Consider the following 14,547-nt stretch of genomic DNA (forward strand, 5'->3'; position numbering starts at 1 on the left):
GCAAGTTTTAGGGTTTCCAACCTTACTTTGGACAACCCTTACTTAAGCTTATGCACCGCTTCGATAAAAATGTCTCCCCTGACTTCAAAACTTTTATATTGATCCCAGCTCGCACATGCAGGAGATAACAAAATAACGTCGCCTGGCTCTGAATACTGAAAAGCAACAGGCACGGCCTTTTCAACATTATCGACAGTGTTAATTTGTTTTATTCCTGCTTCTATCCCAACCCTCTCAATTTTAGATGATGTTTGACCAAAAGTAATTAATGCTTTTACATTTTTTAAATATGGGATTAGTTCATCAAATTCATTTCCACGATCAAGTCCGCCTGCCAACAAGATGATTGGATTTTTAAATGCCTGTAAAGCAGGAATAGTAGCAAGTATATTGGTTGCTTTTGAGTCGTTATAAAACTTTCTCTCAGCAATTTCTGTAACGTACTGAAGACGATGCTTAACACCAGTAAACGTTCTAAGTACTTCCTGAATGGCTTCATTACTAACACCTGTTAACTTAGCCGCTGCCATTGCGGATAAGATATTTTCTAAATTATGGACCCCCGGCAGGGCAATATCATCAACCAACATAACTTTCTCATCCTTAAAATAAATCCATCCCTCACTTATATAAGCTCCCTCTTTTAGAGTTTGCTTCGTTGAAAAAGGAATGCCGGCGGCTTGGGAATGTTCAGCGATTTCCCGCACTTCCTGCTGGTCTGCATTAAAAATAAAGTAGTCTTTTGCAGTTTGGTTTTTTGTAATATTTGCTTTTGCTTTAATATATTCAGCTCTTGTTCCATGATAATCCAAATGTGCATCATAAAGATTTGTAATGATCGCTATCTTAGGTTTAAAGGTTTCGATACCCATTAATTGAAAGGATGATAATTCAATCACGATATTATTTTCTGCAGTTGCTTCTTCTGCAACACCAGATGCTACCGTACCAATATTTCCGGCAATTAGCGGTCTCTTCTTACCTTCATTCAACATTTCAAAAATAAGCGTTGTCGTGGTTGTTTTTCCATTTGTTCCTGTTATCCCGATGAAAGGTGCTTCTGATATTTGGTAAGCAAGTTCAACCTCTGTTAATACAGGAATTCCTTTCTCCAGCGCTCCTTCAATGATGGGGTTTTGGTAAGGAATACCCGGATTTTTTACGATTAGTTCGAATCCCTCATCCAGAAGTTCTACTGGGTGTTCACCACAAATAACTTTAATACCTTGTTCTAATAACCCTTGAGCTTCAGGATTTTCTGATAAAGGCTTTTTATCATTTACGGTTACAAACGCACCAAGCTTATGTAAGAGCGCTGCAGCGGTTACCCCGCTTTTTGCTAATCCAAGAACAAGTATTTTTTTATGGAGATACGTATTTATCTGCTTCAATTATAACCACACCTCAATATAGATACCTAGTATCGCTAATATTAATCCAACACTCCAAAAAGTGACAACAACCTTCCATTCTGACCAGCCTATGAGCTCGTAATGATGATGAAGCGGGCTCATCCTGAATATTCTTTTACCCGTTGTTTTAAAAGAGATAACTTGTAAAATAACTGATAATGTTTCAATGACAAATACTCCGCCGATTATGACTAACAATAACTCTAACTTAGTTAGAATAGCAATGGTCGCGATTGCACCTCCAAGTGCCAGCGAACCGGTGTCACCCATAAACACCTTTGCAGGATGGGCATTAAAAACAAGGAATCCTAAGACTGCTCCTGCTACAGCAACCGAGAAAATCGCCACTTCCATTTGCGATTGGTTCCAGGCTAAGACAGCATAGGCACCAAATGCAATGGCAGCTGTACCTGAAACTAATCCGTCCAATCCATCTGTTAGATTGACTCCATTCGAGAACCCTACAAGCCAAAAGACGATGAATAATACATAAAACCAGCCAAGTTCAATGGAGTAATTACTTCCAGGAACGGAAATTTCCGTAGGAAACCCATTTTGTTTGTAAACAAGATAAAATATAACGGAAATGATAATTTGCCCTAACAGCTTTTGTCTCGAGGTTAATCCTAGATTTCGCTTTAGTGCCACTTTGATAAAATCATCTAAAAATCCGAGTAATCCAAAACCAAAAGTCACCAGAATAAGTAAGTACGTTTTAACAGTTGGTTCGGAAAATTTCCCGGTCATTACGAGAGTAGTAATAATAATAGAGAATAATATCATAATTCCACCCATCGTTGGTGTACCTGTTTTTACTTGATGGGATTTGGGTCCTTCTTCCCGGATGCTTTGTCCAAATTTCAACCTTCTTAAGAAGGGAATAAAAATAGGAGAAAGCAGCACTGTAATCAGAAAACCCATTAAAATTGTGAAAAATATAACTTGCTCCAGCATTTTATCCCCTCCTCTCAAAATCATCTTTTGGATTTATATTCGTTATCTTATCCAACATTACAGCTATATCATATGTTTCTTTATTTTCTTTGAGACGTTTTTTATTCAAAAATACGAAATTAGTTATATCCATTTTCTCTGCCTTTTCTCCGTCCATTTTTTCAATATAAAATTGTAATAGTTCTCTAATAGCTTCAATTGGCTGATCAGTAAAAAAGATTGGAAAGTGATTGGGAGTGTATTTAGGCAGCTGTTTTTTGTTATCCCAAATCGCTGCAATCGCACCGTTGGCAATAGCATCTAATAGTTCGCCCGAATCCTCAGTTAACGGTATGAATAACCCTCTCGTCTGCACTGCCTTTGCATCGTCTGTTACCGTGATATAAAAATGACCCGCTTCTTTGATACCCCTTATATTAGAGAATAACTTTACTAAATCATTAAACGCTAAATACATTTCTATCTCCTTTCGATAGCCTCCCGAGCAACCAATCGGTCATCAAAATCATAAACATTACTGCCAATAATCTGATATGTTTCGTGACCTTTACCAGCAATCAAGATTACATCACCCGCAGAGGCTTGGTTGATTGCCGTTATAATGGCCTCTTTTCTATCTGGAATGGTGATGTAACGTTTCCCAAGGACGCCTTCTTCCATATCTTTTAAAATCGATATAGGATCCTCGCTCCTTGGGTTATCTGAGGTAAATATAGGATTTGTAGCATAACGACAAGCAATCTCTGCCATTAATGGTCTCTTCGTTTTATCTCTGTCTCCACCGCATCCCACTATGACAAAAATCTTTTTTTCTGCAAAACTTTGTATCGTTTTCAATACATTTTCTAAACTATCGGGTGTATGAGCATAATCCACAATGACAGTATAGTTTTGACCTGCATTTACTAACTCAAATCTACCGTCTACTCCCTTAACACTCTCGATTGACTCGATAATTTTTTCCATCGGAATTCCTGAAACATACGCAGTAGCAATACTAGCCAGGACATTATAAATACTAAATTTGCCAATTAATTGAATGTTAATGGAATAATTCTTATCTTTTATTACTATTTCAAAGGAAGTCCCCGCAGAAGTCATCTGAATATTTCTTGCATGAAAATCAGCATTATTATCAATTCCATACGTATAACAATGAGCTGCTGTCGATTTTCGGTACAAATCAGAAGCGGCATCATCTGCATTTAAAATAGCAAATTTCGGTTTATTAGCATCGAATGTGTTGCCCAGCTGAGAAAATAATAAACTCTTAGCCTGCCTATAGTCTTCCATTGTTTTATGGTAATCCAAATGATCTTGGGTGAGGTTTGTAAATACGGCTATATCGTAGTCACAGCCATGGACTCTTCCCAAATGTAAGGCATGCGATGAAACCTCCATAATCGCTGTATCGACGCCCTTTTCAAGCATTTGCTTGAAACCCTTTTGCAGGACAAGACTTTCAGGAGTTGTATTTTTAGTTTCAAACTTCTGGTCACCAATTTTTGTATACATGGTTCCAATTAAACCAGTGCATCGATTAACATCAGAAAAAATTTTTTCAATTAAATGACTTGTGGTTGTCTTTCCATTTGTCCCAGTTATTCCGATTAAATGCAGTTTTTTGGTTGGATGTTGATAGAAGGCATCGGCCAGTACTGCCATTGCTCTTGTTGTATCATTAACGATTATTACCGGTACTGATAGTGGAAGTTCCCGCTCAGCTAATACCGCCACTGCACCGCTTTTTACAGCTGATTCCGCAAAATCATGACCGTCAACCGTATATCCTTTAATACAAATAAATAAGCTTCCCATTTGCACCTTCCGATTGTCATTCTCGATCGAAGTGATTTCTGGATTTGTTCCTTGATATGGAACGAGAAGGTGCAAATGTTGAAGTAAGTCATGTAGTTTCATATACTCAAATCCTCTCTTGCCTTTAGAAAGTTACCAATTTTCACACAAAATATTTACCTTATAAAAGATTCACCTTATTTTACAGCAAAACACAGTAGAATGCCATTATACTTGAGATTCTACTTCATTTTTTTCAAAAGAACAGGCGGCGGAAATCATTCCGGCCGCCTGACACAAATTGAATTAACTATTCCTCTATTCTTCTTTATCAAAATAAAGTCTAATAGTTGATCCTTCTTTAACCTTTGAACCAGCTTCAGGGGACTGTCTTACCACAACATTACCTTCACCGCTTGCATCAATTTTAAGATTCAACAATTGTTCTGTGATTTCTAATTTGGTTAAACCCGTTAAATCAGGCAGGGTAATTAAAGGCTTATCAGGCCATTTGATTTCTTTTTCAATTTGATCTTTTCTAGGTTCTACTCCCAACGCCATTAGCCCATCTTTCATAATACTCCCGACTATTGGAGCGGCAACAGTTCCACCGAAAATAAGTCCGCCTTTTGGATTATCCACCGCAACATACACTATGATTTGTGGGTCATCTGCCGGGGCAAACCCCATAAATGAAACGATAAAGTTATTTTCTAAATATCTTCCGTTTTGAGCTTTTTGAGCGGTTCCCGTCTTACCGCCAATTCGATAGGAATCAACAAATGCCCTAAATCCTGAACCTTGAGCAACTACAGTCTCAAGAGCATGACGGATTTCTTTTGAGGTTTCCTCAGATATTACTTTTCTCTTTGCAATCGGAGTATTTCTCATAACTACTTCCTTCGTCACTGGATCTATTAACTCTTGGGCAATATACGGCTTATAGAGAGTTCCTCCGTTTACCGCTGCTGCAACTGCTGCAACCTGTTGAATAGGAGTTACCGATACCCCTTGACCAAATGCAGTGGTCGCTAATTCAACAGGACCCACTCGATTTAAGTTAAACAATATCCCTGAGCCTTCACCCGCTAAATCTATCCCAGTTTTTTGTCCAAAACCAAAGTCCTTTATATATTTAAACAAAGTATCCTTACCTAATCTTTGCCCTAATTCTACAAAACCAGGGTTACAAGAATTCTGCACGACCTCAAGGAAGGATTGACTTCCATGGCCGCCTCTTTTCCAGCATTTCAGTCTTGCACCTGCAACTTCTACGGAACCTGAATCATGGAAATGTTCTTTTTCTAGATTAACTTTACCTTCCTGTAATGCTGCTGCCAGGGTGATAATCTTAAAGGTCGACCCAGGCTCATAGCTTGACCATACAGGAAGGTTTCGATTGTACACCTCTTGTGGAACGTTCCGAAAATTAGCTGGATCAAAGGTTGGACGACTGGACATTCCTAAGATTTTCCCATTATTCGGATCCATTGCAATTGCGATGATTCCATCTGGGTTATAAGTTGCCTCTGCAATATCAAGCTCTCTCTCAATAATGGTTTGAATTTTTGTATCGATTGTAAGCTTTAAATCAAGACCATCCACTGGCTTTTCATAATCGTCAGCCATGTCATTCATTCTTTCACCTTTAGCATTTGCATAAAACTTAACAGAGCCTCTTTCACCGCTCAGCTCTTTATCGTAATAGAGCTCTAGTCCCATTAATCCTTGGTTGTCCACTCCAGAAAATCCCAGAACATGAGAAAGATAGCTTCCAAATGGATAATGCCTTTTTGAGTCTTCTCCTATATATATCCCTTCAAGACCCAAAGACCTGATTTCTTTTGCTTTTTCATGTGAGATTTTTCTACCTTCTTTTATCCTCACTATGGATTCGCCCTGGGTAATCTGCCGGTATGCATTTTCTTTTGGTATATTTAATACTGCCGCCAGTTTTTCAGAAGTAGCTGCTGGGTCCTTAACCTGTCTCGGTATTACATATACAGTCGGAGCACTAATATTTGTTGCTAATGGTACTCCATTACGGTCTATAATCTCGCCTCGCTTTGGTTCAAATGGAATATTTCTGCTCCATGAACCCTTTGCTTGACCAGTCAACTTATCACCTAGAACAAACTGCACATAACCAAGCCGGACATCAATGATTAAAAAGATAAGAATTCCTACGAACATTGCAATCATTAACCTTTTACGGACAGTTACATTTGAAACACGCATAAAATGAACGAGCCTCCTTTATCCTACTCGTTCATTTATATGCTTGTACTATATCGAATAGAACGAATACTACAATTGTCTATTACTATTACTCCCTTGGGAGATTCTCTAATTCTTCTTCAGGTGCTTCGGTGTTTTCCTCGGCTTCTTTTGCTTCCAATTCTAGCTTTTCTTCCGTTGTTTTGAAATCAACGATGAGAAAATCTCCCTTTTTTAAAGCAGCACCTTCTTTAATATTTTGCTTAACAACATAACCACTGCCTGTAGAATTTAGCTTCATTCCAGATACTTTTGCAACCTTCATTACATCTCTAAGTGACCATCCTGTCATATCCGGTGCTGTCAGTTTCCCACCACTTTGGATTATTATTTTTTCACCTTCAAGTACGTTAGTCCCAGGTGCAGGAAGCTGACCTGTGACTTTTTCACCTTTTCCTAGTACCACTACATCTAGACCCGATTCCTCAAGTTGTTTAACTGTTTTTGAAACACCTTGACCAACTAAAGCAGCAAGTTTTGTAGTTGAAGCCTTTTCTTGTTGTGAAGGCTGAATATTTAAATACTGTAAACTATTTTTCATCACAGGATTGAAAACCAATGAAACTGGTATCGAACCCATGGAATAATGATCTATCTCGGGTTGTTGGACAGCAACGTATACAATTAACTTCGGGTCATCTTTTGGTGCCATACCTAAGAATGAAAAGATATAATCTTTCTGTCCAGTTAAATAGCCGCCTTTTGGATCAGGGATACTTGCTGTTCCTGTTTTCCCAGCAACACTATAGCCATCAATCTGATATCGAGTCCCCGTACCCTTTTCCTTATTTGTCACAACGGTCTCAAGAATATCACGGACTTCTTTCGCGGTTTCAGCTGAGATAGGTGTCGAAACAACCTCAGGTGTTACATCTCTAATTACTTCACCAGTGTCGTGACTGACAATTTTATCAATTACTTGCGGCTTCATCATTTTCCCATTGTTAGCAATCGCCGTCATTGCTTGTATTTGCTGAATAGGAGTAATCGCAGTCCCCTGTCCATAGGCAGTGGTTGCTTTTTCGACTGGCCAATTAAATTGAATTTTCCCTGAGGTTTCGGCAGGCAAGTCAATCCCAGTTGGACTATCAAACCCAAATTTAGTCAAATATTCCCGGAACTTATCGAATCCTAAAAGTTCGTTTGCTATTTTGGCAAAGGCAACATTCGAGGAGCGCTGTACTCCTTCTAGATATGAAATCGTGCCCCAGCCAGATCTCTTATGATCATGTATCGGCTTATCTTTTGGTGTTACTTTATAAGAACCAGACTGGAAGAGATCATTAGGATTAAATTTTTTTTCTTCAATTGCCGCAGCAAGTGTAAATATCTTCATCGTCGAACCAGGCTCAAAAGAATTTTCGATTGCTTCGTTGTGCCAGCTTTTATCAATCCCTTCCTTCGTTTTAGGATGAAAGGAAGGTCTCTGCCCCATGGCTAAGATGTTACCTGTTTTAGGGTCAGCCACTATCGCAATGATTTTTGCTGGTTTATATTCATCAACCACTTTGTTCATAGCGTCTTCTAAAAAGGTTTGAATTTTCTTGTCAATCGTTAAGTACACATCATTTCCATTTTGAGCTGGAGTAACCTTCTGTTCTCCATTTGGAAGCAAGTATCCCCATAAATCACTTTCATAATTAATTTTTCCATCTTTGCCTGTTAACTCTTTATCTAACGTTTTTTCAATCCCCATTTTCCCCACATAATTATAGGTACCGTCCGGCTCGTCAATTCTGTCTGCATAACCAACGAGGTGTGAGGCAAAGATTCCATTTGGGTAGAATCTTTTCGAGTCGCGTTTAAACGTAATTCCTGGCAGCTTAAGTGCCTCTATTTCTTTTTTCGTTTGATGTGATATGTCCCTGCCCGCTTTTCCAAATTCAACCTGAAATTGGTCTTTGGTTAAAATGCTATAAATCTCAGATTCTTTCATATTTAAAATTTTAGCCAATTCATTTGCTGTTTTTTGAGGATCCGTCACATGGTTTGGATTTTTTGGGTTAGTTGTCATTTTTTTATCTAAAATTGCAATTAATGTATAAGAGGTTGTATCCTCCGCAATAACTTCCCCTTTTTGGTCATATATAACTCCTCTAACCGATTCTAAACTTCCTGTTCTGCTGTATTTTTGCTGGGCTTTTGCTGCTAGAGGCTGTGAGCCGACCTCACCGGTAATCTGAATCGAGAAATATCTAAAAAGCAATATAAAAAAGAGCAGGCCGAATAATGCAAACAATCCGGCTGCCCCGACATTCATATATGGCTGTTTCTTGTTCATTTCTCGTGCACAACCTTGACGTTATTTTCGTTTAAAACAAGTCCCATTTCTTTTGCTTTTTCCCATATCCGTTCATACGTGCTAAGCTCACTAACTTGTACCTGCAAATCATTATTTACCTTTTGAATCTCATTAATGGAGGTTTGAACCTCCTGAATTTCCTTGTTCACCTGGTAAATTTCCGCTTGATTCGAGATGAGATGGACGGCACCAAAACAAACCAGCCCTGTAAATACTACTCCGATAATTTTCTCCCCAGGTGTAAGCCAGTGCTTTTTTGTTTTTACAATACTTTGTTCCTGTACTGTCCGTTCTACTTGCTGTTGTTGCTGAAATTTCCTGGCAAGATTACTCATTCTTTCCCCTCCACATAGATATTTTTTATTTCTATTTATAGTTTTTCTGCAATCCGCAATTTCGCAGATCGAGCACGATTATTATGTTCTAATTCTTCTTCTGAAGGAAGAATAGGTTTTCTGGTAATGAGCTTTAAAATCGGCTTAAATTCTTCAGGGATCACAGGTAAGCCATGCGGTAAGTCTGGTGTTTCACTTGCCTTTTTGAACGACGCCTTACAAATCCGGTCTTCTAAAGAATGGAAGGTAATAACACTAATTCTTCCTTCTGGGTTAAGAATATCAATTGCTTTTTGTAAAGACTTCTCAAAAACCGCTAATTCATCATTTACAGCAATTCTTACCGCTTGAAATATTCGTTTAGCCGGATGTCCGCCCTTTCTTCTGGCTGGTGCAGGAATACCTTCCTTAATAAGTTCAACCAACTCAAAGGTGGTCTCAATTGGCTTAATATCTCTTCTAGCCTCTATTTTTCGAGCAATCTGCTTAGAGAATTTCTCTTCACCATAGCGAAAAAAGATCCTAACTAAATCCTCGTAAGACCAATGGTTAATAACATCATAGGCCGAAATATCCGCATCATTGTCCATCCTCATGTCCAGCGGTGCGTCATGATGATAACTGAATCCTCTTTCTGGAGTATCTAATTGAGGAGAGGAAACACCAAGGTCATAAAGGACCCCGTCCACCTTATCGATCCCAAGCCGTTCCAGCTCTTCCTTAAGGTATAAGAAATTGCTCTTGATTATTGTTAGCTGCTCACCGTAAACGGACAATTTCTCTTTTGCATTGGCAATAGCTACTTCGTCTTGATCAAAGGCAAACAATTTCCCATTGTCAGTAAGTTTTGAAAGTATCAGGGAACTATGTCCCGCCCCACCTAATGTACAATCAACATAAATCCCGTCAGGTTTAATATTCAATCCGTTAACAGCTTCATTTAGTAACACAGTTGTATGTTCAAACATCATTATCACCTTTTCCAATCGAACGATATAAAACGGAGTTATAATAGAATAACTTGTCCATTATATATCAAAACCAATCATATTTTCTGCAATTTCGGCAAAAGATTCTTCAGATTCTGCGAAATAGTCTTCCCAAATCTGTTTGCTCCAAATTTCAATCCGATTGGACACTCCTAAAACTACACATTCTTTTTCTAGTTTTGCATACTGAAGTAATGGTGCTGGAATATTAATTCTTCCTTGTTTATCTAGTTCGCTCTCTGTTGCACCTGAAAAGAAGAATCGGGTGAATGCACGGGCGTCTTTTTTTGTCAGGGGCAGACCTTTAAGTTTGTCTTCGATAACTGCCCACTCCGATAATGGGTAACCAAACAGACATTGATCCAAACCGCGTGTGATGATAAAAATTTCTCCAAGCTCTTCGCGGAATTTGGAAGGCACAATCATCCGGCCCTTATTATCAATGCTATGATGGTATTCACCCATAAACATACCCGGTACCCCCACTTTCTATTTAAAATGTACCACATTCCCCCACTTTCCTCCACCTATTTTTAATTTATTCTTTTCGCAGTTGCCTAAATCCTTTTTTTGCACTAAATTTTTTCAAAAAAATGGATCTTCACTCTCGGTGAAGATCTAAAAAAAAGAAACTTCACCATCGGTGAAGTCTCCCTTAAAGTTTTATAACCTTATGCTGTCCGTCAAATACAAACTCAAGTTTCATTATTTCTTCAATAAAGCTTGTTCCATACTGATTTAAATAATAGAAAATGTTCCAAACCCGCTCTTGCGGAAATCCATCAGGCCGCAGTGATAAATCAATACGATTAAACTTACTAAGAATGACATTGTACTTTGATTGTACTGATTCCTCCAGCTTCGTTTCCATAAATCCAATCTGCTTTAATAAATAGGTTTCATTCTTCTTTACTAGCGGCAGCAAACTTTTATCAAGCTGGTTGGTTTTCTTTTCAATAAGGTCATACTGCTGTAATAACTGCAATTTCAGTGTAGAAAATAGTTCAGAAACCTCTTTATCCTTGATTGATTCTAGATATTGGTTTCTCTCTTCTACAGTTCCCCTGCTCAATACCTGGGATAGTTCTAGGTTTAGCTCATGAATATCACTTTCAACCGCTCTCTCCACCAAGGTTATATTTAACCTTGGTACAATCGGAGGCATACTTATTTTAAAATGTTCAAAAACAAGCTTCAATTCAGCCCAATAAGAGATTTCTCCCGGACCAGCAATAAATGCCAGTGTTGGGAAAAGCCATTCTTGCATTAGGGGCCGTGTCACCACATTATTACTTAGTTTTGCCGGGTCTTGATAGGCAATCTCCATTAGTTCTTCTTTTGTAAAGGATACAGCTCCACTTTTCCCCACAAAAACATTTCTTTCTGAATCAAATTCAAGCAAAATTCTTTCATTTGATTTTGGATTGTAATAAAACAAATTGGCTGCATTTTCATTGGAATCAATTGTGATTGGATAACCCTTTTTACCTATAATACTTTGTTGTTCAAGCAGATAATTGGTAATTTCCTTATGCTGCTCAATTTGTTGAGCGAATTTCTCTGTTTGCAAGAGACGGAACTGGCGATCACCTGAGTCTACAATTAATAATCCATAATCCTTAAAGAGCTCCATTACAATGTTAGCAAAAAATTCAACAAACGTTGAAGAATCACGTAAGGTTTCTTCTGCGAAATTGATTAGCTGCTTTGTATGATTGGTTTCACCAAAGTTTTCTATTACATTAATGACCCACTCTCGGCAAACATCTTTGTTAAGTGTGACATCTGATACCATTTTCTTTTGCTTAACTATTTCTGGGTAGGACCATTTATCTACTCTTTGCTCTACGGGCATAAACACATGATTTACTTCATGAAAATCATGGTCTTCTCCAGCTATCCAGAATACAGGAATGACTGGTACACCAAGCTGCTTCTCTTTTTGCTCTGCTAATTTAATAATGGAGATTATCTTATGTATCGAATAAAGAGGTCCTGTAAGGATACCTGCTTGTTGACCGCCAATAACTACTACACTATTCGGTTGTTTTAGTTTTGCGAGTGAATTCTTCACTTCTTCTGATGATGGAAAACGTTCCATAAATTTCTCTATGTGACCAGCTACTTTTTCCCGTGGAAAGTGTCGATTGCTTAATTCGTCTAACCTCTTCTGATCTTCGGCAAAGTCATTAAACCGATAATGAAAAAAAGGCAGAACATCAGAGGATTGTTCTAAATAATTTGAAGCAAATCGATTCGTTGCTGACAATGAGAGATTTAAAATCTCCATTTAAGTACTTCCTTTCTGATCAACCATATTCATTCCATATGAGTATAGCATCATCTGCACTAATAAAAAAAATCTTTGCTTAAGAAAATGTAAAAGTTAAAGCACTTTGCAGTATGCCAAATATAGTTAGGGATACATAGGCTAAAAAGAAGATAAGAAAATTAAATCGCCAAAACCCTTTAAAAACCTTTGACAATATAATTTCACCTTTTATCTTCCAATGTATGACTACGAATATCATGGCAATGACAAGTAAGATTAGCAAAATCAGCCCAAAAAATGATTTGCCCCAAATGGTTAGTAACAAAAAGTGAACAGCCACGATAAAGAGTAGCGTTGAGTAGTCCAACGCTTTATGAAAAGACTTTCGAGTGTTATTAGTTAATAACTTATTTAATACATAAATCATTATAAAACCTAGAAGAGGTACAGTTAAGAAAATGGTAATAATCGATGAGATAAATGAACTCAATTGCTGCTCCTCCAATCCTTTTCTTTCCCTTTGATTAAATAATAATAGCTTTCAATGTTCGTTGCTGTTTTTTGTTGAAGTTGAGCTTCCTCTATCAAAAAGCCAAGTATCGCATCAATTTCTGTCCTTCTCCCAGCCTCTAAGTCTTTTAGCATAGATGACCTATTATCACCTGTTTTTTTACATATTCTCAACACATCTCTAAATCTTTTAATAGGATCTTCTAGATTTAGTATAAAAGAGATTTCTAGAAACAGTTTTTTGACCGCAGCAAAATAGAAGGTGTTTTTGATTAATTCACCATTATTGACTTGAAGAATTGCAGTTAAAGGATTGATGATGGCATTTGTAATTAATTTATTTATCAGCATAGTATAATAATCGTCTTTCAGGGTCATAGGGAAACGAATAGAAGTACAAACCTCAGCAAACTCCTTTATTCCGTCAACATTACCTTTATATAGAGCAACATTAATGGCCCCCTTACCATTGTGAGAAACCGTATATGTATTAACTTTACTGGCCCCATGCTCAACGGATCCAACAAAAATATTAGTCGCAGGAATATTTTTAAGTAATGTAAGATGACTCATTCCGTTTTGTAAAAATAATAGGGTCTGAGGAATCATCTTCAGGCTTATTATCTGATTTATTATAGAGTGAATTTGATATTGTTTGACGGCAATAATGGTAATCTCTTCTATTCCTGCCCATTTGGAAATAGGAAGGGCACGAACACTTACTTTTCTTTGTACAGAACCTTCTTGCAGATATATCCCATGCTGATTAATGATTTCTGCTTGTTCGCTTGTTTTAGTATAAAGCGTGACAGAGAAAGCATTGCTTAAGTATGATGCGACTAATAATCCAATAGAACCAGCACCAATAATGCCAATCTTCATGATACCACCCATTAATTGTCTTTTTGTTTATATTTTATCAGATGCTGCACCTAGTTTATACGTTTGTCCATAAAAAGATTGCTCTATTAACATGTCTATTGATTTCCTCTTCAGGCGCTTCCCTTTCCACAGGCGGTACAATCAAAAAGAAACCGTTTTCCAGGGAATATATAAAGAATTTTTTGTATCTTTGTTATATAATGTTATTAATTCATTTTGAATAATTTATTAATAAATTCATTTCACATTATTCAGCTTTAAATGAATATATACAGTTAGTATGAAAATCATTTATTAGGGGGGCTTATATATGGTGATGAAAGTTGAAAAATTAAAAATTAATTTTAAAACACTTGAGGAATTTAAAAAATTCAAAGAATATGGAATTCAAGAACTCTCCATGATTGAGGACTTAGAAGCAAATATGATCGATAATGATATTGACTCTCCTTTTTATGGAATCTATTTTGGAGACAAACTAGTAGCTCGAATGAGTTTATATCAAATAGATGCCAAGTTTGACCGTTATTTCTTTCCACCACAAAATTATTTAGAACTGTGGAAACTTGAGGTATTGCCGGATTATCAAGGTAAGGGTTATGGAAAGAAGCTCGTAGAATTTGCTAAAAGTTTCGGTGTTCCAATTAAAACGAACCCAAGAGTACAATCAAGAAGCTTTTGGGAACATATGAATTTTACAAATGTTGAATATGACATGGAACGTGACCGTGGCGAAAATCCACTTGTATGGTATCCTGAAGGTGTAGAAGCTCAACATAATGAATAACGAAAAAAAGCGGACATTATGTCCGCTTTT

General features: G+C 37.4%; 13 protein-coding genes. 1 reads left to right on the top strand and 12 read right to left on the bottom strand.

The annotated features are described in order from the left end of the window. Positions 1-38 precede the first annotated feature (38 nt). The 12 genes from murD to ACN6MT_RS25380 form a co-directional block, all read right to left on the bottom strand. The gene (gene murD / locus ACN6MT_RS25325; RefSeq protein WP_419888560.1) at positions 39-1,391 is read right to left on the bottom strand and encodes a UDP-N-acetylmuramoyl-L-alanine--D-glutamate ligase; all 1,353 of its coding nucleotides are present in this window, start codon (positions 1,389-1,391) and stop codon (positions 39-41) included. Next, positions 1,392-2,366 (bottom strand): phospho-N-acetylmuramoyl-pentapeptide-transferase, encoded by a 975-nt coding sequence (gene mraY, locus ACN6MT_RS25330; protein ID WP_419888561.1) that lies wholly within the window; start codon positions 2,364-2,366, stop codon positions 1,392-1,394. A 1-nt stretch (position 2,367) separates the two neighbouring features. After that, positions 2,368-2,823 carry a hypothetical protein gene (locus tag ACN6MT_RS25335; RefSeq protein ID WP_419888562.1) on the bottom strand — a complete coding sequence of 152 codons (456 nt, stop codon included), beginning with the start codon at positions 2,821-2,823 and terminating at the stop codon, positions 2,368-2,370. A 2-nt stretch (positions 2,824-2,825) separates the two neighbouring features. Next, positions 2,826-4,286 (bottom strand): UDP-N-acetylmuramoyl-L-alanyl-D-glutamate--2,6-diaminopimelate ligase, encoded by a 1,461-nt coding sequence (locus tag ACN6MT_RS25340; RefSeq protein ID WP_419888563.1) that lies wholly within the window; start codon positions 4,284-4,286, stop codon positions 2,826-2,828. 195 nt (positions 4,287-4,481) lie between these two features. Beyond that, complete coding sequence (locus tag ACN6MT_RS25345) at positions 4,482-6,401, bottom strand: stage V sporulation protein D (protein ID WP_419888564.1); 1,920 nt, start codon at positions 6,399-6,401, stop codon at positions 4,482-4,484. Positions 6,402-6,489: 88 nt separating this feature from the next. After that, on the bottom strand, positions 6,490-8,721 hold the full coding sequence (locus ACN6MT_RS25350) for a penicillin-binding protein (protein WP_419888565.1): 2,232 nt from the start codon (positions 8,719-8,721) through the stop codon (positions 6,490-6,492). Continuing rightward, complete coding sequence (ftsL, locus tag ACN6MT_RS25355) at positions 8,718-9,077, bottom strand: cell division protein FtsL (protein WP_034673117.1); 360 nt, start codon at positions 9,075-9,077, stop codon at positions 8,718-8,720. Before ftsL ends, ACN6MT_RS25350 begins: the two co-directional genes overlap by 4 nt. Before the next feature lie 35 nt (positions 9,078-9,112). Continuing rightward, a complete protein-coding gene (rsmH, locus tag ACN6MT_RS25360) occupies positions 9,113-10,045 on the bottom strand; it encodes a 16S rRNA (cytosine(1402)-N(4))-methyltransferase RsmH (RefSeq protein WP_034673121.1) in 933 nt (310 codons plus the stop codon). Positions 10,046-10,105: 60 nt separating this feature from the next. After that, positions 10,106-10,537 (bottom strand): division/cell wall cluster transcriptional repressor MraZ, encoded by a 432-nt coding sequence (gene mraZ / locus ACN6MT_RS25365; RefSeq protein ID WP_419888566.1) that lies wholly within the window; start codon positions 10,535-10,537, stop codon positions 10,106-10,108. 184 nt (positions 10,538-10,721) lie between these two features. Continuing rightward, positions 10,722-12,356, bottom strand: a complete 1,635-nt coding sequence (gene bshC / locus ACN6MT_RS25370) for a bacillithiol biosynthesis cysteine-adding enzyme BshC (protein ID WP_419888567.1) — start codon at positions 12,354-12,356, stop codon at positions 10,722-10,724. A gap of 79 nt (positions 12,357-12,435) precedes the next feature. Further along, positions 12,436-12,828, bottom strand: a complete 393-nt coding sequence (locus tag ACN6MT_RS25375; protein WP_419888568.1) for a DUF3397 domain-containing protein — start codon at positions 12,826-12,828, stop codon at positions 12,436-12,438. Continuing rightward, a complete protein-coding gene (locus ACN6MT_RS25380; RefSeq protein ID WP_419888569.1) occupies positions 12,825-13,730 on the bottom strand; it encodes a 2-dehydropantoate 2-reductase in 906 nt (301 codons plus the stop codon). The genes ACN6MT_RS25375 and ACN6MT_RS25380 overlap by 4 nt, the downstream gene beginning before the upstream one ends. A gap of 310 nt (positions 13,731-14,040) precedes the next feature. On the opposite strand from ACN6MT_RS25380, the gene ACN6MT_RS25385 reads away from it, so the two are divergent. Beyond that, positions 14,041-14,517: an N-acetyltransferase gene (locus ACN6MT_RS25385; protein WP_063251587.1), complete on the top strand. Its 477-nt coding sequence runs from the start codon at positions 14,041-14,043 to the stop codon at positions 14,515-14,517. Positions 14,518-14,547 lie beyond the last annotated feature (30 nt).

This window comes from Neobacillus niacini, assembly GCF_048572935.1.
Classification (GTDB): Bacteria; Bacillota; Bacilli; order Bacillales; family Cytobacillaceae; genus Neobacillus; species Neobacillus niacini.